The sequence below is a fragment of the Pseudomonas xanthosomatis genome, assembly GCF_019139835.1.
Lineage (GTDB): Bacteria > Pseudomonadota > Gammaproteobacteria > Pseudomonadales > Pseudomonadaceae > Aquipseudomonas > Aquipseudomonas fakonensis.
Genome location: NZ_CP077075.1, coordinates 4,244,734 through 4,262,859, shown reverse-complemented (window position 1 = coordinate 4,262,859; position 18,126 = coordinate 4,244,734). Strand labels below are relative to the sequence as shown.

The following is an 18,126-nucleotide window of genomic DNA, read 5'->3' as shown; positions in this document are numbered from 1 at the left end:
CCGGCGTGGCAGCGCAGTCGGCGTGGCCGGTGGGGTTGCAAATTTTGCTGCTGGAGCTGGCGCAGCTGCGCTGAGCCCTTACTCGCCCAGGCGCTGTTCGCGCGATGGGGGGTAGCCGAAGTAGGCGGCGTAGCATTTGCTGAAATGCGATACCGAAACGAAGCCGCAGGCCACCGCCACTTCCATCACCGACAGGTCCGAATACTGCAGCAGGCGCCGGCTTTTGGTGATGCGCAGCTCCATGTAGTAGCGCCGCGGCGAGGTGCCCAGCTGGGCCTGGAACAGGCGGTCGATCTGGCGCCGCGAACGGCCGGAGTAGGACGCTAGCTGGTCGAGGCTGAGGGTTTCTTCGAGGTTGTTTTCCATCAGCTCGACGATGGTACGCAGGTGCAGGCTCATGGACTTTTTCGCCCCCGGGCCGACCTGGCGATAACGTGCGCCAGAGAACGACAGGATTTCCTCGACCCCTTCGGCCAGGCCATCGCCGTGCAGGCGGCGCACCAGGCCGAGCATCAGTTCCATGGCGCCATTGGGGCTGGCGGCGGTGAGGCGGTCGCGGTCGAGGGTGAAGCTGGCCGGGGTGATGCGCGTTTGCGGGCTGGTTTCGGCCAGGCTTGCGCGTTGTTCGGGGTGCACACTGCAGCCGTAGTCATCGAGCACTCCGGCGCGGCCGAGGAACCAGGCGCCGTTCCATAGCCCGCCCAAGGTCATGCCGTGGCCGGCGCAGTCGGCCAGCAGGCGGTCCAGGCCAGGGTACTTGAGCGGGGTGCGCAGGCCGCCGCAAATCACCAGCAGGTCGAGGTCGTGCAGGGTGTGCAGGTCGAGGGGCGTGGCCACCAGTTCCAGGCCCAGATCGCTGAGCACCCGGTCGCCACCCAGCGACAGCGGGGTGAAGGCGAAACTGTCGGCGCGCAGCAGGTTGGCGGTGACCAGCACGTCCATGGCCACGGTGAAGCTGGCCATGGAGAAATGCTCCAGCAGCACGAAGTCGACCCGGTACGGGCGCTGGGCGCTGCCGTCGTTGTTCTTCAGGCGCAGCATGTTGCTGGTGCTGGTCTTCTTGCTGAACTGGCGTGGTGTGGGCACTGCGGACTCCGCTTCCTGGCTGGCGCGATGAGTGTGCAAGGCGGCGCCGGGAAAGACAACACCGGGTGGCATTGGGCTATGCTGGCGGCCTTTTGCTGCCTGGAGCACCTGCCATGAAATACCTCGCCGTACTGTTGTTCAGCCTGCTGCCTGTGCTGGCCCATGCCGTGGAGCCGGGCGAGCGCCTGGCGCCCTGGACCTTGCTCGACCAGTACGACCAGCCCTACAGCCTGGGCGGCGACACCCGCATCTTGCTGGTGGCCCGCGACATGGACGGCGCCAAGCTGGTCAAGGCGGCCCTGGCCGGGCAGCCCAAGGGGTACCTTGAGGCCCGTGGTGCGGTGTTCGTGGCGGATATCCAGCGCATGCCGGCGTTGATCAGCAAGCTGTTCGCCATCCCGGCGATGCGTGACTACAGCTATCGGGTGCTGCTGGACCGGGAAGGGCGAGTGGCCAGCCGTTATGCCGGGGCCGAGGGCCAGGTGCTGTGGCTGGCGCTGGACCACGGTGTGCTGGTGGTGCAGCGCGAATTTGCCGATGCGCCAGAGCTGAAGGCGGCGCTGGAAGGGGTTGCTGCCCGGTAACAGCCTGTGCCGGCCCCATCGCCGGCAAGCCGGCTCCTACAGGTACAGCGCAGGTCCGAGGGTTGTGCGATCCCTGTGGGAGCGGGCTTGCCCGCGAACACCGGCGCAGCCGGTGCCAGGCACCGGGTGCGCCGGTGTTTGCGGGTCAACTCATCGCTTTGCGGTTGGGGTACTGGCGGTAAACCCCGGGCGTCACCCCGGCATGCGCCTTGAACACCCGCTGAAAATGCGCCTGGTCGGCAAAGCCCAGGCGATAGGCCACATCCGCCAGCTGCAACCCCTGGCGCAGCAGCTCGCGGGCCTGGTTCACCCGTGCATTGAGCAAATACGCGTGGGGCGTCATGCCGGTGGCGCTGGCAAAGGCGCGGATCAGCGCATAACGGCCCAGCCCCGCCTGTGCCGCCAGCCCGTCCAGCCTGACTGCGGCCAGGTCCTGGTGCTGCAGGCGCTCCAGCAGTTCGGCCAGCATCGAGGGCGCCAGGGCCGGCGCTTCGGCCAGGCACCGATGCGCCGAAAAATCATGCTCGCCGATGAACGCCACCAGCGCTGCGTCCTTCTCCAGTGGTGCGGCGGATGAAAACAGCAGCTCGTTCAGCGCGCAAAACTGCCGGTACAAGCGCGGCGAACGGCTGACCCGGGCCGGCGCGCCAGGTGCGCCGGCTTCGAGCCCTGACTCCAGGCGCAGGCGCTGCAGCCACTCGGCATCCAGGTGCAGCATCTGGTAGCTCCAGGCCTGCCCGGGCTCGGGGTTGCAGGCATGCACGCGCTGCGCCGGCACCAGCACCAGGGTGCCCGGGGTCAGGCGGGTCTCACCCATGCCGGCCCCGGTAAAGCGGCTGAACCCGGCATCCACCGCGCCGATGGAGAAGGTCGGGTGGCTGTGGGCCTTGTAGCAGGCGCGGCTGTGGCAGGCGCGCCGGCTCTCTACGTGGGGCAGGGCCGGGTCGTGCCAGATTTCGCGGCGGGCAGTGGGCATGGCGAATGGCCTGAAGTGCAGTGGCAGCGGGCAGTCTACTGTTCTGGCCAATTGCCGCGCCACTGTGCTTGACGCCAGGGCCAGCCGGGCGCGACGCTGCCCGGCCTGTGGAGGAGAAGAATAATGGACCTGTCGAGCCTGCTGCTGTTTATCCCCGCCTGCTTTGCCCTGAACATGGCCCCGGGGCCGAACAACCTGTTGTCCCTGCACAATGCCAGCCGCTATGGCCTGCGCACCGCCTGTGTGGCGGGCGGCGGGCGGCTGCTGGCCTTCAGCGGCATGATTGCCCTGGCGGCGATGGGCCTGGCGGTGGTGCTGCACACCAGTGAATACCTGTTTCTGGCCATCAAGGTGCTGGGGGCCGGTTACCTGTTCTACATCGCCTGGCAGCTGTGGCGGGCGCCGGTGAGGGACGCGCAGTTCGCGGGTGAGCAGCCGCGTGGCACCTGGAAGCTGGCGCGCCAGGAGTTCTGGGTGGCGGCGGGCAACCCCAAGGCCATCTTGATCTTCACTGCCTTCCTGCCGCAGTTCGTCAGCGTGGGCGGCAGCACCCCGGTGGGTGAGCAGTTCCTGCAACTGGGGGGGCTGTTCCTGCTATTGGAGTGGGCTGCCATTGCCATCTACGCCGGGCTCGGTGCCTATCTGCAGCGCTGGTTCGAACAGCCCGGGCCGCGGCGGGTATTCAACCGGGTCAGCGCCTCAATGCTTGGCTGCGCAGGCTTGGGTTTGCTGGCGGCGCGGCGCTGAGCCTCAGTCGCGGTAGAAGGTTTGCACCAGGTGGTAGCCGAACTTGCTCTTGATCGGCCCGTGTACCACCCGCAGTGGCTTCTTGAAGATCACCTGGTCGATGGCGCCCACCATCTGGCCGGGGCGCACTTCGCCCAAATCGCCGCCGCGCTTGCCCGACGGGCAGGTGGAGAACTTCTTGGCCAGCACGTCGAAGGCTTCGCCATTGGCGATGCGCTGCTTGAGCTTTTCGGCTTCTTCAGCGGTCTTGACCAGGATGTGGCGGGCTTGGGCTTTCATGGGGCAGGTACCTGTGCTGCGGGGTGAAAAAGGGCCACATTATGCCTGATGTCGGGTGGTCAGGGGCCTCGAAGCTGGTTGAGCGGCGGGAGCTACTGCGTTGTGCTGGCTGTGGCGGCCTTATCGCCGGCAAGCCGGCTCCTACAGATGGTTTGCAGGTTTGCTGGTGATTGCTGCGGGCTTGCCAGCGCGTTGATTCAATGGCGCAGCAGCCGCTGGCTGACGCAGTCCTTGGCCTCCAGCGCCAGCCCATCCAGCCGTTCGTCGCGCAATTGTTCGGCCTCCATCATTGCCTCATCACCATGCTGCTTGAGCAGGTAGGCGTGGATCTGCATCACTTCGACGGTCTGGTAGATCGGGGCAATGTCCAACCGCCCGATCAACGCGCCGCTGGCGCGTCCGGTGCTGCTCATCAGCACTTGCGGCCCGGCGCTGGCGACCACCTGCAGGCCCATGGCCTCGAACCAGGGTACCTGGTTGGCGAAGGTACTCAGTTCGACGCAGGCAAAGCGTGCGCGCAGGTCATCCAGCAGGCCCAGGGCGATGCCTTGGCGGCGATGGCTGGCGCTTACGGCGAGGTAGGCAAGGGCGCACGCCTGGGGGGCGTCCTGTGCCGGAAGTGCCAAGGCGAAGCCCAGCAGTTGGTCCGGGGCGTCGGCGTCCAGTGCGAGGGTCACTTGCACGGCCAGGCCGCGGGTACCGTCCAGGGCCATCAGGTATTGGTGTACCTCAAGCCCCACGCCGTACTGGTACAGCGGGTAGAGCGGGTTGTCCTGGGTGATGGCGACGCTGCTGAGCTGGCCGACATGGTCGATCACCAACTGGCGGATCTGGCTCTGGAAGGATTCTGGCGGAACGCCGTCGAGGCGGCGGAGGATGAACATCTCGGGGTGGGCTCCGGGTGCGGCGGTGTACGGGTTGGGCATTCTACCTGCTAAGTGGTTGGGGTGCGTATTTACCTGTGGGCGATTGCTGGGCGGTGATGGGGGCTGTGTGGGGTGGGTATATTGGAGTGGGGGGTTGTCTTTGGTTTAATTGGTTTAATTGGTTTAATTGGTTTAATTGGTTTAATTGGTTTAATTGGTTTGATTGGTTTAATTGGTTTGGTTGGTTTGGTTGGTATTGAAATTTGTATGCGCATTCATTGTTTGTAGGAGGGTGTCAGAAATTTTGTGTTCGGGCATAACATGAGTAAGAGGTGCATGTATGCCAACCAAAAAGAAACCCCTGCGTGACCTGCCCCAAATCCCCAAAGAGCTGCTAGAGCAGTTCGGTGAGGGCCTGATGACTGCCGAAGCTATCGAGGATGCCTCTGCGGCGTTCAAGAAGGCCCTGATCGAACGCGCCCTGAGTGCCGAGCTGGGCCATCACCTGGGTTATCCGCCGGGCGCGCAGCGCCCAGAGGATGAAACCAATCAACGTAACGGCAAGAGTGGCAAGACTGTTTTAACCGGGGACGGCCCATTGCGGCTGGATATCCCCGTGACCGAGACGGCAGTTTTGCGCCCATTCTGATTCCCAAGCATGAGCGGCGTTACACCGGTTTCGATGACAAGATCATCGCCATGTATGCACGTGGGATGACGGTCAGAGATCCGCGCCTTTTTGTCCGAGCAGTACGGGACGGATGTTTCACCCGATTTCATCAGCTCTGTGACCGCCGAGGTCATGGAAGAAATCGGCGCGTGGCAGCAGCGGCCGCTTGAGCCTATGTACCCGGTCATTTTCTTTGATGCATTGCGGGTGAAGATCCGTGAGGAAGGCCTGGTGCGCAACAAGGCCATTTACCTGGCGCTGGGCGTTCTGCCGGACGGGACGCGCGATATCTTGGGCATCTGGATTGAGAACACCGAGGGTGCGAAGTTCTGGATGAAGGTGTTCAACGACCTCAAGACGCGAGGTGTCGACGATGTCCTTATTGCCGTGACCGATGGTCTTAAAGGCATGCCAGAGGCCCTCAGCGCAGTGTTTCCAGAGACGACGCTACAGACGTGCATCGTCCACCTGATCCGCAACAGCCTGGACTTTGCAGCCTGGGACAAGCGGCGGGCACTGGCCAAGGCGCTCAAGCCGATCTACCAGGCCATCAATGCCGAAGCGGCTGAGCAGGCGCTCGATGAGTTTGAAAGTGGGCCTTGGGGCAAGCAATATCCAACGGTCGTTGCGGCCTGGAGACGCGCTTGGGATCGAGTGATCCCCTTCTTTGTCTTCCCGCCGGCCATCCGGAAAGTGATTTACACCACCAATGCCATCGAAAGCATCAATGCCCAGCTGCGCAAGATCATCAAGACCCGGGGTCATTTCCCGAACGATGAAGCAGCCACCAAGCTGATCTGGCTGGGTCTGAGAAACATCACGGCGAACTGGGGCTCAGCGGCGCATGATTGGAAAAGTGCGATGAATCAATTCGCGATTTTGTACGGGGATCGATTCATCAGGCCAACCTGGTGAAAATCAGGGCCTGCTTGACGGCAGGCCGCTACCGGCCCGCACACAAAAAAACTGACACTCCCGTTTGTAGTGACGCTTATTGACCTTTCCGCCCTTACGGCGGGTAACTTTTTGAGGGATCAAAAAGTCACCAAAAAATCCTCGCTGGTATGACTCACCCACATGGGTTACAAATCAGTTCACGCACATAGGTAACAGTTTTTAACTGGCATGGTCGGTTTTTCGAGGATCTGACCATGCCTTGGCGAGAGCTGAAACCTATGGACATGAAAGTGCTTTTCATCGCTGACTATCTCCAGGGGGCGCCTAGCTTCAGCGCCCTTTGCGAGGCCTACGAGATCAGTCGAAAGACCGGTTACAAATGGGTCGAGCGTTTCGAGAAAGCTGGCCCAGCAGGCCTAGAGGAACGTAGCCGTCGCCGGCTGACGCAAGATTGGGTTGTACCCGTCGCCGTTCGCGAGGCCATTATCGAATTACGCGGCAAGGGCCAGACGGAGCCTGGGCCCAAGAAGATCCAGGCCGCATTGCAGGAACGTTTTCCTGACCAGGCGCCTCCCTCCAAGACAACGATCTACAACATCCTCAAGAAAGCCGAGCTGATCAAGCCGCGGCGCCTGCGTCAGCGCGTAGCGGTCTATCCCAAGCCGCTTGAAAAGGCGGAGTCGCCCAATCAGCTCTTCACTGCGGACTACAAAGGCCAGTTTCTGACAGGAGCTGGGGTCTGGTGCTATCCGTTGACGATCATGGATCACGCCAGTCGCTTCTTGCTCGCGTGCCACAGCATGGCCAATACGAACTTTCTGGAGACACAGGCTGTGTTCACTGAGGTCTTTCGTGAAAACGGGCTACCTGAACGTATCCGGACCGATAACGGCGTGCCGTTTGCCAGTAAAGGGCGTGCAGGGCTCTCCCAGCTGTCCATCTGGTGGCTGCGCCTAGGCATCATTCCTGAACGTATTGCGCCTGGCAGACCGGAGCAAAATGGTCGGCACGAGCGTATGCACCGAACACTCAAAGTACGCTTCCGTCACCGCCCGCAGTGGCTTGGGAGGCTCAACAACGGCACTTCGACCGCTTCCGGCAACACTACAATTACGAGCGGCTCCACGAAGCACTGAAGCAGAAAACACCAGCGTCCTGCTACCAGCCTTCGCCACGCCCGTTCCCGGAAAAACTACCTGAAATGACTTACCCCAGTCATATCGAGAGCCTGCCAGCTGATCGCAGTGGCATCGTCAACCGCCGGGGTTTGAGGATCTATGTAGGTTACGTGCTCAAGCATCAGACCATTGGGCTGGAGCAAGTCGGGGATGGGGTGTGGGATGTTATTTTCGGCCCAATCATTCTCGGCAGGATCGATGAGCGAGATGCCGATGATGGTTATGTAACACTTCAGGTGTTGTCACCTATGTGAGCGAACTTTTGTGTAACCCATGTGGGTGACCCGTACACGCTCCATTCATACGGCCCCTGCGCTTCGCTCCGGGGTTCCCTCACTCCGGGCTTGCTCCGGGGGTACGCGCCGACGGGCCGTCCCTGGCCCGATCGGCGCTCGACCGGCATCCATGCCGGTCGCCCCCCCTACCCAATCCCTGCGTTCGGCCTCCTGAAGTCGCGAAGTTAGGGGCGGCGCCTGTGCTGGCGCAGCTAACCGCTAGTTGCCACCGTGGGAACTCAGGATTTAATCGCGGGGCAAGCCCGCTTTCACGCTAGAACTTGATGCGCACAACTAACGTGGGAGCGGGCTTGCCCCGCGATTGCGTCAGAATAAACATCACATCAATAACAATAAAACCAACATCCCAGCTCTTGATCTGGCTCTTGATCTGGCTCTTGATCTGGCTCTTGATCTGGCTCTTGATCTGGCTCTTGATCTTGCTTCTAAGTGCGCGATAGCTCAGGCAACACAAATCGCGACTTCAGGAGGCCGAGCGTAGGGATTGCGTAGGAGGGCGACCGGCATGGATGCCGGTCGAGCGCCGATCGGGCCAGGGACGGCCCGTCGGCGCGTACCTCCGGAGCAAGCCCGGAGCGAGGGAACCCCCGGAGCGCAGCGTAGGGGGCCGGATGATGGGAGCAGGGATTTTTTGGTGACTTTTTGATCCTTCAAAAAGTTACCCGCCGTAAGGGCGGAAAGGTGACGAAAAGCGTATATCGTCAACGAATGCGCATACATCTCCCAAAGCAATCACCCTAAACCCCCGAACCCGAACCCGAACCCGAACCCGAACCCGAACCCGAACCCGAACCCGAACCCGAACCCCTCAGCCATGCGGCGCAGCCGCCCCCCCCAAATTCCCAGCATATTGCGCCTTCAGATGCCCCTGCTCATCCAGCAGGTAAGCATCCATCACCTCCCGAACCACAGGCCCCGCAACCCGCCCCCCAGCCTCGCCGTTCTCGATCATCACCGCCACCACCAGCGCCGGATGGTCAGCCGGCGCAAAGCCGACGAACAAAGCGTTGTCACGGTGGCGCTCGAGGGTCTTGTTGCGGTCATAGCGCTCACCCTGCTTGATCGCCACCACCTGCGCCGTACCGCTCTTGCCGGCAATGCGGTATTGGGCGCCGGCAGCCGACGCCCGGGCAATGCCGCGCGGGTCGTGCATGACCATCTGCATGCCCTGGCTGACCTGGTCCCAGGCACGCTTGTCGTGCAGCACGATGTCCGGCATCGGGTTCGGGTCCACTGGCTTGTCGCCACCGATGGTCATCGCCAAGTGCGGGCGGTGCCAGACGCCCTTGCTCGCCAGCAGGCTGGTGGCCTGGGCCAGTTGCAGCGGGGTCACCTGCATATAGCCCTGGCCGATGCCAAGGATCAACGTCTCACCCGGGAACCACGCCTGGCGGCGGGTGGCGCGCTTCCAGGCCTGCGACGGCATCAGGCCGGCGGCTTCCTCGAACATGTCCAGCGACACCTTCTGCCCCAGGCCGAACTCGCTCATGTAGTCGTGCAGCCGGTCAATACCCAGCTTGTGCGCCAGGTCGTAGAAGTAGGTGTCGTTGGAACGCATGATGGCGGTGTACATGTCCACCCAGCCGTCGCCTGTGCGGTTCCAGTTGCGGTACTTGTGGTCGTAGTTGGGCAGCTCGTAGTAGCCGGGGTCGAACACCCGGTTGGCAGGGGTGATCACACCGCTGTCCAGGCCGGCGATGGCTACCTCCGGCTTGACCGTCGAGCCCGGCGCGTACAGGCCGCGCAGCACGCGGTTGAACAGCGGCCGGTCGATGGAGTCGCGCAGCGCCGCGTATTGCTTGAAGCTGATGCCCTTGACGAACAGGTTGGGGTCGAAGCTGGGGTTGCTGACCATCGCCAGCACGTCGCCGTTGGCCGGGTCCAGCACCACCACGGCGCCGCGCCGGTCACCCAGGGCTTTTTCGGCGGCCTGCTGCAGGTGGGCATCCAGGCTCAGCACGATATCCTTGCCCGGCACCGGGTCGTGGTGGCGCAGCACGCGCATCACCCGGCCCTGGGCGTTGGTTTCGACCTCTTCGTAACCCACGTGGCCATGCAACTGGTCTTCGTAGAAGCGCTCGATGCCGGTCTTGCCGATCGACTGGGTGCCACGGTATTCGGTGCTGTCGAGAGCCTTGGCTTCCTTCTCGTTGATGCGCCCCACATAACCCACCGAGTGGGCGAAGTGCTCGGCCAGGGGGTATTCGCGAATGAACTGCGGCTCTACCTCCAAGCCCGGCAGGCGGAACTGGTTCACCGCAATCAGGGCGATCTGCTCCTCGCTCAGGCCAACCATCAAGGTGACCGGCTCGAAGGGTTTGCGGCCGCGGCGCAGGTCCTTGTCGAACTGATGGCGGTCGTCATCGGAAAGGCTGAGGATCTGCGCAAGGCTGTCCAGCACCTTGGCCGAGTCGCCGGCGCGTTCGCGGGTCATGGTCAGGTTGAAGCTGGGCTTGTTGTCAGCCAGTACCACGCCGTTGCGGTCGTAGATCAACCCGCGTTCGGGGGGGATGGGCAGCACGTGCACGCGGTTGTTTTCCGATACCGCGCTTTGCTGGTCATGCTGCAGCACCTGCAGCACGTACAGCCGGCCGATCAGCACCGCCACCAGGCTCAGCACCAGCACGGCGCAGGCCAGCAGCCGGCGGTTGACCAGGCTCTTTTCTGTTTCGTGGTCCTTGAGGGGGATGGGTTGGGGCATCGGCGGCTCGGCGGATAAGGTGTGGCAGCGGGCCCGCCCCACGACCCGACGCCGGCCAGGCTGCGGGTTGACGCTTGAAGACGCAATCGCGGGGCAAGCCCGCTCCCACGAAGCTGGCAAGGGCCGGCGATGCTACGCAAGCCCCGGCCATGGCTCAAGCTGCAACGGTCGGGGGCGGCCGGCGAGGGCGCCTTGGGGCCCGGTATCAGGGCGCTGCGGCCAAGATGAAGATTCGTTCATCCTGGCCGCCGGGCGCTTACTTGCAGTTGCCGGCCTTGCGATAACCTGCGGCCTGCGCCTGAGCCTCCGAGGCGAAGGCCACCTGGTTTTTCGGTGCTACCTGGGCATAGCCCGGGCAGCCGCTGGCCAGGTGGTAGACCTGGCTGTTGCGGTTGCCCAGCACCGCGCCGTGGGAGGTGCTGGCGGTGGGGGCGGGCTTGCTGGCTGCGCTGTTGCTGGCGACGGTGCTGCCGGTCGGTTTGTAGCCTGGGGTCCAGCTGCGCTCGCCGGTAACGAACGGGTTGTGGTGGCCCATGACTGCGGCGATGCGCCGGTCGCGCTCCTGCTCCCAGGCGCTGACCGGGTACTGCTTGTTCCAGGCCATCAGCAGCTGTTGCTGCTGGCGCGACATGCTCAGCTGGTAGCGGTCGTACATATAGAAGGTGGTGCGTGCCACCAGGCCCTTGACTGCATCACGGGGCTCGGCGGATTTCTGCACGAAATCGACCTTGGTCGGGCACTGGCCGTATTGCGGGGCGACGCCGCTGACCATGGCGTAGTTGAAGTTGCTGCGGTCACCATTCACCTCGCCCACGGCGGGGTAGAGGTTGAACAGGTCGGCTTCCATGGCGCGGAACACCGGGTCTTTATCGACGCAGGCCTCGCGGCCGCCGTTTTGCCAGCACTGGCGCTGGTGGCCGAAGGTCCAGGCCGGGACGATGTGTTCCCACTCGGTGCGGTCGGCGCGGGTCTGCTGCTTGCGCGCTTGCAGGCCGCAGGAGCCGGGGTCGATACGCCCGCCGGACTTGCCCACCCAGGTCCATTTGCAACCGCAGTACAGGTCGCCCTGGGCGCTGCTGGCCTGGTCGAGGTAGATCTTCTGTTTGGCGATAACCTTGGCTTCGGTGAAGGTCGCAGGCGGGGTGGCGAAGGCGGGTGGCAGCAGGGTGAGGAACAGGGTGGCGGCGTAAAGCAGTCTTTTCATGGGGCGTCGATCAGCGTCAGAAAAAGGCGCGATTATACGCAGGAAAATTCCGCTGTCGTGGGCGTAGTAGAGGGGTTTGAATGCTGGCGCAGGGTGCCATCATTCCGTGTGGGCAATGTAGGAGAGCACCTGACACCGTGGGAGTTTTGTCTTACGACATTTTTGAGCGCTGGTGCAGGCTTTGTGGGAAGCGGCCTTGTGTCGCGATGGGCTGCGTAGCAGCCCCGGCGATTTTGCATGAGGTCGAGATCTTGGGGCTGCTATGCAGCCCATCGCGACACAAGGCCGCTTCCCACAGAAAGCGGTTTTAGTCAGGCTCATCGCCGTTAAGGCGCACGCCCGGTCTTAGGCTTGCCAGTCCGGCGCAAACTCGGGGCTTACCACGCGCCGGTCCTTGGGCAATGCGGCCATGGCCGCGCGGTCCTGCTCATCCAGGCGCAGCTCCAGTGCCGCCAGGTTGGCCAACTGGTTGGCGCGGCTGCTGGCCTTGGGGATCACCGCCACGCCGGGCTGCTCGAGCAGCCAGGCCAGTGCCACCTGGGTGGGCAGTACGCCGTGTTTTTCGGCAATTGCACGCACTGCCGGCTGCTCGGCCACTTCGCCGCGGGCCAAAGGCGTATAGGCGGTGAAGGCCATGTCGTGCTGGCGGGCGAACGCCAGCAACGGGCTTTGCTCGAGCAGTGCGTGGTACTCCACCTGGATCGCCGCCAACGGCGCGCCCAACTGCTCCACCACCTGGCGCAGCAAGCCCAGCGGGAAGTTGGCAACGCCAATGCAGCGCGCCTTGCCCTCGTCGCGTAGTTGCACCAGGGTCTCGATGCTGCGGGCCAAGTCCCAGTCGCGGGCCGGCCAGTGGATGTGGAACAGGTCGACCTGTTCGGTGCCCAGGGCGCGCAGGCTGTCTTCCAGTGACTGGCGCATGGCCTGGGGCTCAAGGCGGTCCCACCACACCTTGGTGGTCAGGTGAATGGCCTCGCGCGGCACGCTGCTGTCGCGCAGGGCCTGGCCGACCGCGGCTTCGTTGGCGTAGGCGGTGGCGGTGTCGATGTGCCGGTAACCCAGCTCCAGCGCCTGGTGCACGGCGCGGGTGCAGTCGGCGCCGGTCATTGGCCAGGTGCCCAGGCCGATGGCGGGCAGGTCGAGGCCGTGGCGGTTGGTGAGCCTGTGCATGGGTACTCCTTGTACGGGTCGAAAGGTGGGTGCACATCATCGGCTATCGCCCGCTGGCTGGCTGCACAGCCTGGGGGAAAGTGGTCGATCAGCGAACAAAATGTACCGGGTGGTGCAAAGCAGTGGGCGCGCCTGATGTTCAGGTCGTCCGATCTCTTCTAGAATCCGCCCATGCCCGGGCGCCATGCCGGGGCCATCGCCCGAGGGCCCCATGAGTTCCAGTACCCCGCTGTCCGGAGTCAACCAGCCGCTGCGCGGTATCGTGCTGGTGGTGGTGGCCACCTTCCTGTTCGCCAGCCACGACGGCTTGTCGAAGTACCTGGGCGGCATCTACCCGGTCATCATGGTGGTGTGGGCCCGCTACGTGGTGCACACGCTGCTGATGGCCGGCATCTTCCTGCCCAAGGCGGGCCTGGCGGTACTGCGTACCCGGCGCCCGGTTTTGCAGACCTTGCGCGCCCTGAGCCTGCTCAGCACCAGCCTGCTGTTTACCGCCGGCCTGCAATACCTGCCGCTGGCCGAGGCAACCTCGGTCAACTTCCTGGCCCCGGTACTGGTTACCGCACTGTCGGTGCCGCTGCTCAAGGAGCACGTCACCTTGGGCCAGTGGGTAGCGGTGGTGCTGGGCTTTATCGGTGTGCTGGTGGTGGTGCACCCGGGCGGGGCGATGTTTACCCCGGCCATTCTGTTCCCGTTCGGCTCGGCCATGGGTTTTTGCTTCTACCAGCTGCTGACGCGCAAGCTGGCGGCCCACGACAGCCCGACCACCAGCAACTTTTACGCAGGCCTGTGCAACACCCTGGTGATGACCGCGCTGGTGCCGTTCTTCTGGCAGGTGCCGCAATGGCCGCATGTGTTGTTGATGCTGGGGTTGGGGGGCTGCGGGATGACCGCGCACCTGCTGCTGACCCAGGCCTTCCGGCATGCCGCGCCGGCGCTGCTGGCGCCGTTCAGCTACTGCCAGATCGTGTTTGCCGGGTTGCTGGGGTTGGTGGTGTTCGGCCAGGTGCCGGACGGGGTAAGCCTGGCGGGCATTGCGATCATCTGCCTGAGCGGGCTGGGGGCGGCGTGGATGCAGCGTAAGGGTTGAGGTCTGTTGCAGGAGTAGTGTTCGTAAGCGCGACACGTACCCTGTAGGCGCGGGTTTACCGGAGTGCCGGACCACCGCGAAGCAGGCGACGCGGTGGCTGGCACCGGCTGCGCCGGTGTTCGCGGCTAAAGCCGCTCCTACAGGTACAACACATGATTCAGGCCCTGCGTAAGCGCCTGTGTTGGCAGATGGCCAGGCTCAGTGCGCCCCGGCCGCCTTGCTCAAATCGCTTTCGGCCCACTCGGTGTAGATGCAGGCATCGGCCACCGCCCAGCGCACTTTCACCTGGTCACCCGGCTGCATCGGCATGCCGGCGGCCGACAGGGCCTTGACCGTCAGCTCGGTACCGCCCTGGGTAACCACGTGGCAGGTCTGGCTTTCACCCAGGAACAACACCTCGCCAACGGTGGCGGTGACTTCGTTCCAGCCCGCTGGCAGGGTGTCGCGGGCGGCTTGCTCGGCGGTCAGCGCCAGGGCCTTTTCCGGGCGCACCATGATCAGCGCCTCTTGCTCGGCGGCCAGGCCCGGGGTCAGGCGGATGGCCACCGGCTGGCCCTCGAAGCTGCCGGCGCCGTTGCTGCTGGCCTTGATGCGCAAGAAGTTCGAGTTGCCCAGGAACGAGGCGACGAAGGCATTCGGCGGGTTCTGGTAGAGGTCGTAGCCGGTGCCCAGGCCGACGATCTTGCCGTGGCTGAAAATCGCGATGCGCTGGGACAGGCGCATGGCTTCTTCCTGGTCGTGGGTCACGTAGACGATGGTGATGCCCAGCCGGCGGTGCAACTGGCGCAGCTCGTCCTGCAGGTCTTCACGCAGCTTTTTGTCCAGCGCGCCGAGGGGTTCGTCCATCAGCAGGATGCGCGGCTCGTATACCAGCGCCCGGGCAATCGCCACGCGCTGCTGCTGGCCGCCAGACATCTGCGAGGGCTTGCGGTGGGCGAATTTTTCCAGTTGCACCAGCTTGAGCATGGCGTCCACGCGCTTGGTGGTCTCGCTGGCGCTGAGCTTGCGGATGGCCAGGGGGAAGGCGATGTTGTCGCGCACGTTCAGGTGCGGGAACAGCGAGTAGCGCTGGAACACCATGCCGATGTCGCGTTTGTGCGGCGGCACGTTCACCAACGACTGGCCGTCTACCAGAATTTCACCGCTGCTGGGGGTTTCGAAACCGGCCAGCATCGACAGGGTGGTGGACTTGCCCGAGCCGCTGGAGCCGAGGAAGGTGAGGAATTCGCCGTCCTGGATCTCGAGGTCCAGGTTGTCCACGGCGGTGAAGTCGCCGTAGTGCTTGTTCAGGCCGCGCAGGCTGACCAGGGTCTTGTTTTGCGCGTTGTCTTTGATCACTGCACTCATTGTTGTGTTCTCCGCGCTCAGGCGTTTTCGGTGCGCCGGCGCAGGGCGGCGGCAATAATCATGACCAGCAGCGACAGGCCGATCAGCAGGGTCGAGGCCACGGCAATCACCGGGCTCAGGTCCTGGCGCAGGGTGGTCCACATTTTTACCGGCAGGGTTTGCAGGTCGGGGCTGGCCATCATCACGCTCAGCACCACCTCGTCCCACGAAACCAGAAACGCGAACAGGCCGCCGGCGATCATCCCCGGGCGAATGGCCGGGAAGGTCACCTTGAAGATCGCCTGCAGGCGCGAGGCACCGCAGATCACAGCAGCATCCTCGATCGACTGGTCGAACAGCTTCAGCGAGTTGATGATCGAGATGATGGTAAAGGGCAGGGCGACGATCACGTGGCTGACCACGAAGGCGAACAGCGTGCCGGTGTAGCCCAGCTTGAGAAACAGCGCGTACACCGCCACGGCGATGATCACCAGCGGCACGATCATCGGCATGGTGAACAGCCCGTAGAGCATCTCGCGCCCCGGGAAGCGGCCACGCACCAGGGCGAAGGCGGTGGGCAGGCCCAGCAACACGGCGGCGATGGTGGTCAGCACGGCCACCTTCAGGCTGGCCAGGGCTGCGTCCATCCACTCTGGGTTGGAGAAGAACTGGCCGTACCACTTGAAGGTCCAGCCTGGCGGCGGGAACACCAGCCACTGCGAGGAGCCGAACGACAGCAGAACGATGAACACCACCGGCAGCAGCAAAAAGGCCGCAATGACCCCGGTGGTCAGGTACAGGCCGGTGCGCAGCGGGCGACCCATGGCATTGGGGGACAGAAGCATGGCGGTTTACCTCGCGTTGCCGACCGGGGATTCCGGCTGCAGCTTCAGGTACAGGTAGAAGAGCACCAGGGTGATGACCACCAGCAGTGCCGCGGCGGCGCTGGCCAGGCCCCAGTTGAGGAACGACTGCACCTGCTGGATGATGAATTCGGGCAGCATCATGTTCTGCGCCCCGCCCAGCAGCGCCGGGGTGACGTAGTAACCCAGCGACATCACGAACACCATCAAGGCGCCGGAGAACAGCCCCGAGCGGCACAGCGGCAGGAACACCTTCCAGAAGTTGGTCCAGGGGCTGGCGCCGCAGATGGAGCCGGCCTGCAGCACCATCGGGTCGATGGCGTGCATGGTCGCCTGCAGCGGCAGCACGATGAACGGGATCATGATGTAGCTCATGCCGATCACCACACCGGTGAGGTTGTGCACCATCTCGATGGGCGCATCGATGATGCCAATTGCCATCAACGCCTTGTTGATCACCCCCGAGCTTTGCAGCAGCACCAGCCATGAGTAGGTGCGCGCCAGCAGGCTGGTCCACATCGACAGCAGCACGATATTCAGCAGCCAGCGGCCCCAGCCCTTGGGCACCAGGGTGATCGCCCAGGCCAGCGGGAAGCCCAGCAACACGCTGATCAGGGTCACAAGGCCCGCTACCGAGAAGGTGTTGAACAGCACCCGCGCGTAGGCCGAGTTGGCGAACAGTTGCTCGTAGTTGCCCAGCCCCGGTACCGGTTCGAGCACCCCGCGCAGCAACAGGCCGACCAGCGGGGCGAAGAAGAACAGGCCGAGAAAGAGCAGGGCCGGCAGCAGGTTGCGGCTGCCTTTCCAGCGTTGGCTCAAGGGTGGGCGACGGTCTGCCGCCCCCGGTGCGCCGGCCCCCGAAGGGGCTCCTTGCGCGTTATGCAGGGCGTTGATGGCGACTTTCATTTGACCAGCCACTCATTCCAGCGGGCGGCGATGGCCTGGCCGTTTTTCGCCCAGTAGGCGAAGTCGAGGGTGACCTGGTCGTTGGGGTAATTGGTTGGCAGGTTGGTGGCCAGTTGCTTGTCCAGGCGCGCGACGCTGTCGGTGTTGACCGGGGCGTAGGCGGTGGCATTGGCGAAGTCGGCCTGGCCCTGGGCGCCGCTGGCCTTGGCCAGGAACTTCATGGCCGCGTCCTTGTTCTTGGCGCCTTTGGGGATGACCAGAAAATCAGCCATGACCAGGTTCTGCTTCCAGCTCACACCCACCGGTGCGCCATCTTGTTGCAGGGCGTACAAGCGGCCGTTCCAGAACTGCCCGAGCGAGGCTTCGCCAGAGGCCAGCAGTTGCTGCGACTGGGCGCCGCCGCCCCACCAGACGATGTCTTTCTTGATGGTGTCGAGTTTTTTGAAGGCGCGGTCCAGGTCCAGCGGGTAGAGCTTGTCGGGGGCTACGCCGTCGGCCAGCAGGGCCAGCTCGAGCACGCCGGGGCTCGGCCATTTGTACAGGGCGCGTTTGCCGGGGTAGGTCTTGGTGTCGAACAGTGCGGTCCAGTCGACCGGCTTGTTGGCACCGAGCTTGCCTTCGTTGTAGCCCAGCACGAAGGAGAAGAAGAACGAGCCGACGCCATGGTCGGAGACGAAGCGCGGGTCGATCTTGTCGCGCTGGATCTGGGTGAAGTCGAGGGGTTCGAGCAGGCCTTCGCTGGCGGCGCGCAGGGCAAAGTCGGCTTCGACGTCGACCACGTCCCACTGCACGTTGCCGCTCTCGACCATGGCCTTGAGCTTGCCGTAGTCGGTGGGGCCGTCCTGGACGACCTTGATGCCGGTCTCTTTGCTGAACGGCGCGGCCCAGGAGTCTTTCTGCGCGTCTTGGGTGGTGCCACCCCAGCTGACGAAGTTGACGCTTTCGTTGGCGGCCTGAGCGGCCTGAAATGCCAGGGTCAGCAGGCTGGCGGACAGCACTGCGGTTACACGTTTGCTCAACAGCATGGTTACGCCCTCGTTGCTTTTGTTATTCGAGGCGGGGCTTTTGGTGCGCCCGCCAACAGTGTTCGGGGAGCAGCTATCAATGTGTGTCGCGTGGCCGTCTTGTGATTGTAGGTTCGGCCTAAGGTTTCAAGGTCTACGGGATATCATATTATGGTATTCCAAACTTTTCGCAAGGGGGTGTGGGCGACCGGCCATCACTCAATTGCAGCCCTGAACGAAAAACCCGTGGGAGCGGGCTTGCCCCGCGATTGCATTGGCCGAG

The 18,126-nt window shown here is 63.7% G+C and carries 14 protein-coding genes and 2 pseudogenes; 5 read left to right on the top strand and 11 right to left on the bottom strand.

The window, feature by feature from the left end; genetic code table 11:
- Positions 1-78: 78 nt before the first annotated feature.
- Entirely contained in the window at positions 79-1,086 is a 1,008-nt protein-coding gene (locus KSS93_RS18695; RefSeq protein ID WP_217885448.1) for a GlxA family transcriptional regulator, read from the bottom strand.
- A gap of 113 nt (positions 1,087-1,199) precedes the next feature.
- Between KSS93_RS18695 and KSS93_RS18690 the strand changes: the two genes are divergently transcribed.
- On the top strand, positions 1,200-1,670 hold the full coding sequence (locus tag KSS93_RS18690; protein ID WP_217885447.1) for an FAD/FMN-containing dehydrogenase: 471 nt from the start codon (positions 1,200-1,202) through the stop codon (positions 1,668-1,670).
- Positions 1,671-1,815: 145 nt separating this feature from the next.
- Here the strand turns inward: KSS93_RS18690 and KSS93_RS18685 are convergent, their stop codons facing one another.
- Positions 1,816-2,646, bottom strand: coding sequence for an AraC family transcriptional regulator (locus KSS93_RS18685; protein WP_217885446.1), 831 nt, complete (start codon positions 2,644-2,646; stop codon positions 1,816-1,818).
- Between the two features lie 123 nt (positions 2,647-2,769).
- Here KSS93_RS18685 and KSS93_RS18680 point away from each other — a divergent pair, with 123 nt between their 5' ends.
- Positions 2,770-3,393, top strand: a complete 624-nt coding sequence (locus KSS93_RS18680; protein WP_217885445.1) for a LysE family translocator — start codon at positions 2,770-2,772, stop codon at positions 3,391-3,393.
- Between the two features lie 3 nt (positions 3,394-3,396).
- Here KSS93_RS18680 and KSS93_RS18675 read toward each other — a convergent pair whose 3' ends face one another.
- Together KSS93_RS18675 and KSS93_RS18670 are read right to left on the bottom strand one after the other, a co-directional pair.
- On the bottom strand, positions 3,397-3,672 hold the full coding sequence (locus KSS93_RS18675; RefSeq protein ID WP_133323846.1) for a peptidylprolyl isomerase: 276 nt from the start codon (positions 3,670-3,672) through the stop codon (positions 3,397-3,399).
- A 197-nt stretch (positions 3,673-3,869) separates the two neighbouring features.
- Positions 3,870-4,556, bottom strand: coding sequence for a GNAT family N-acetyltransferase (locus KSS93_RS18670; RefSeq protein WP_217885444.1), 687 nt, complete (start codon positions 4,554-4,556; stop codon positions 3,870-3,872).
- Positions 4,557-4,878: 322 nt separating this feature from the next.
- Between KSS93_RS18670 and KSS93_RS18665 the strand changes: the two are divergent.
- Both KSS93_RS18665 and KSS93_RS18660 read left to right on the top strand, forming a co-directional pair.
- A pseudogene (locus KSS93_RS18665) lies at positions 4,879-6,123 on the top strand (IS256 family transposase).
- Between the two features lie 236 nt (positions 6,124-6,359).
- Positions 6,360-7,537: pseudogene (locus KSS93_RS18660) on the top strand (integrase core domain-containing protein).
- An 850-nt stretch (positions 7,538-8,387) separates the two neighbouring features.
- Here the strand turns inward: KSS93_RS18660 and mrdA are convergent.
- The 3 genes from mrdA to KSS93_RS18645 all read right to left on the bottom strand — a co-directional run bounded on the left by mrdA (position 8,388) and on the right by KSS93_RS18645 (position 12,654).
- Positions 8,388-10,280 (bottom strand): penicillin-binding protein 2, encoded by a 1,893-nt coding sequence (mrdA, locus tag KSS93_RS18655; protein ID WP_217885443.1) that lies wholly within the window; start codon positions 10,278-10,280, stop codon positions 8,388-8,390.
- 256 nt (positions 10,281-10,536) lie between these two features.
- A complete protein-coding gene (locus KSS93_RS18650) occupies positions 10,537-11,484 on the bottom strand; it encodes an endonuclease (protein WP_217885442.1) in 948 nt (315 codons plus the stop codon).
- 345 nt (positions 11,485-11,829) lie between these two features.
- Positions 11,830-12,654, bottom strand: a complete 825-nt coding sequence (locus tag KSS93_RS18645; RefSeq protein ID WP_217885441.1) for an aldo/keto reductase — start codon at positions 12,652-12,654, stop codon at positions 11,830-11,832.
- Positions 12,655-12,865: 211 nt separating this feature from the next.
- Here KSS93_RS18645 and KSS93_RS18640 point away from each other — a divergent pair, with 211 nt between their 5' ends.
- A complete protein-coding gene (locus KSS93_RS18640) occupies positions 12,866-13,744 on the top strand; it encodes a DMT family transporter (RefSeq protein WP_217885440.1) in 879 nt (292 codons plus the stop codon).
- Positions 13,745-13,942: 198 nt separating this feature from the next.
- Here the strand turns inward: KSS93_RS18640 and KSS93_RS18635 are convergent, their stop codons facing one another.
- Genes KSS93_RS18635 through KSS93_RS18620 form a run of 4 tightly spaced genes read right to left on the bottom strand, consistent with a single transcriptional unit; the run spans position 13,943 to position 17,864 of the window.
- Positions 13,943-15,091: an ABC transporter ATP-binding protein gene (locus tag KSS93_RS18635; RefSeq protein WP_217885439.1), complete on the bottom strand. Its 1,149-nt coding sequence runs from the start codon at positions 15,089-15,091 to the stop codon at positions 13,943-13,945.
- Between the two features lie 17 nt (positions 15,092-15,108).
- Positions 15,109-15,915: an ABC transporter permease gene (locus KSS93_RS18630; protein ID WP_217843163.1), complete on the bottom strand. Its 807-nt coding sequence runs from the start codon at positions 15,913-15,915 to the stop codon at positions 15,109-15,111.
- A gap of 6 nt (positions 15,916-15,921) precedes the next feature.
- Positions 15,922-16,839 carry an ABC transporter permease gene (locus tag KSS93_RS18625; RefSeq protein WP_217885438.1) on the bottom strand — a complete coding sequence of 306 codons (918 nt, stop codon included), beginning with the start codon at positions 16,837-16,839 and terminating at the stop codon, positions 15,922-15,924.
- Positions 16,836-17,864, bottom strand: a complete 1,029-nt coding sequence (locus tag KSS93_RS18620) for an ABC transporter substrate-binding protein (RefSeq protein ID WP_217885437.1) — start codon at positions 17,862-17,864, stop codon at positions 16,836-16,838. The genes KSS93_RS18625 and KSS93_RS18620 overlap by 4 nt, the downstream gene beginning before the upstream one ends.
- Positions 17,865-18,126 lie beyond the last annotated feature (262 nt).

Excerpts from the sequence above, each read along its gene's own strand:
- KSS93_RS18690 (WP_217885447.1), top strand. The coding sequence starts at position 1,200 with ATGAAATACCTCGCCGTACTGTTGTTCAGCCTGCTGCCTGTGCTGGCC.
- KSS93_RS18685 (WP_217885446.1), bottom strand. The coding sequence starts at position 2,646 with ATGCCCACTGCCCGCCGCGAAATCTGGCACGACCCGGCCCTGCCCCAC.
- KSS93_RS18680 (WP_217885445.1), top strand. The coding sequence starts at position 2,770 with ATGGACCTGTCGAGCCTGCTGCTGTTTATCCCCGCCTGCTTTGCCCTG.
- KSS93_RS18675 (WP_133323846.1), bottom strand. The coding sequence starts at position 3,672 with ATGAAAGCCCAAGCCCGCCACATCCTGGTCAAGACCGCTGAAGAAGCC.
- KSS93_RS18670 (WP_217885444.1), bottom strand. The coding sequence starts at position 4,556 with ATGTTCATCCTCCGCCGCCTCGACGGCGTTCCGCCAGAATCCTTCCAG.
- mrdA (WP_217885443.1), bottom strand. The coding sequence starts at position 10,280 with ATGCCCCAACCCATCCCCCTCAAGGACCACGAAACAGAAAAGAGCCTG.
- KSS93_RS18650 (WP_217885442.1), bottom strand. The coding sequence starts at position 11,484 with ATGAAAAGACTGCTTTACGCCGCCACCCTGTTCCTCACCCTGCTGCCA.
- KSS93_RS18645 (WP_217885441.1), bottom strand. The coding sequence starts at position 12,654 with ATGCACAGGCTCACCAACCGCCACGGCCTCGACCTGCCCGCCATCGGC.
- KSS93_RS18640 (WP_217885440.1), top strand. The coding sequence starts at position 12,866 with ATGAGTTCCAGTACCCCGCTGTCCGGAGTCAACCAGCCGCTGCGCGGT.
- KSS93_RS18635 (WP_217885439.1), bottom strand. The coding sequence starts at position 15,091 with ATGAGTGCAGTGATCAAAGACAACGCGCAAAACAAGACCCTGGTCAGC.
- KSS93_RS18630 (WP_217843163.1), bottom strand. The coding sequence starts at position 15,915 with ATGCTTCTGTCCCCCAATGCCATGGGTCGCCCGCTGCGCACCGGCCTG.
- KSS93_RS18625 (WP_217885438.1), bottom strand. The coding sequence starts at position 16,839 with ATGAAAGTCGCCATCAACGCCCTGCATAACGCGCAAGGAGCCCCTTCG.
- KSS93_RS18620 (WP_217885437.1), bottom strand. The coding sequence starts at position 17,864 with ATGCTGTTGAGCAAACGTGTAACCGCAGTGCTGTCCGCCAGCCTGCTG.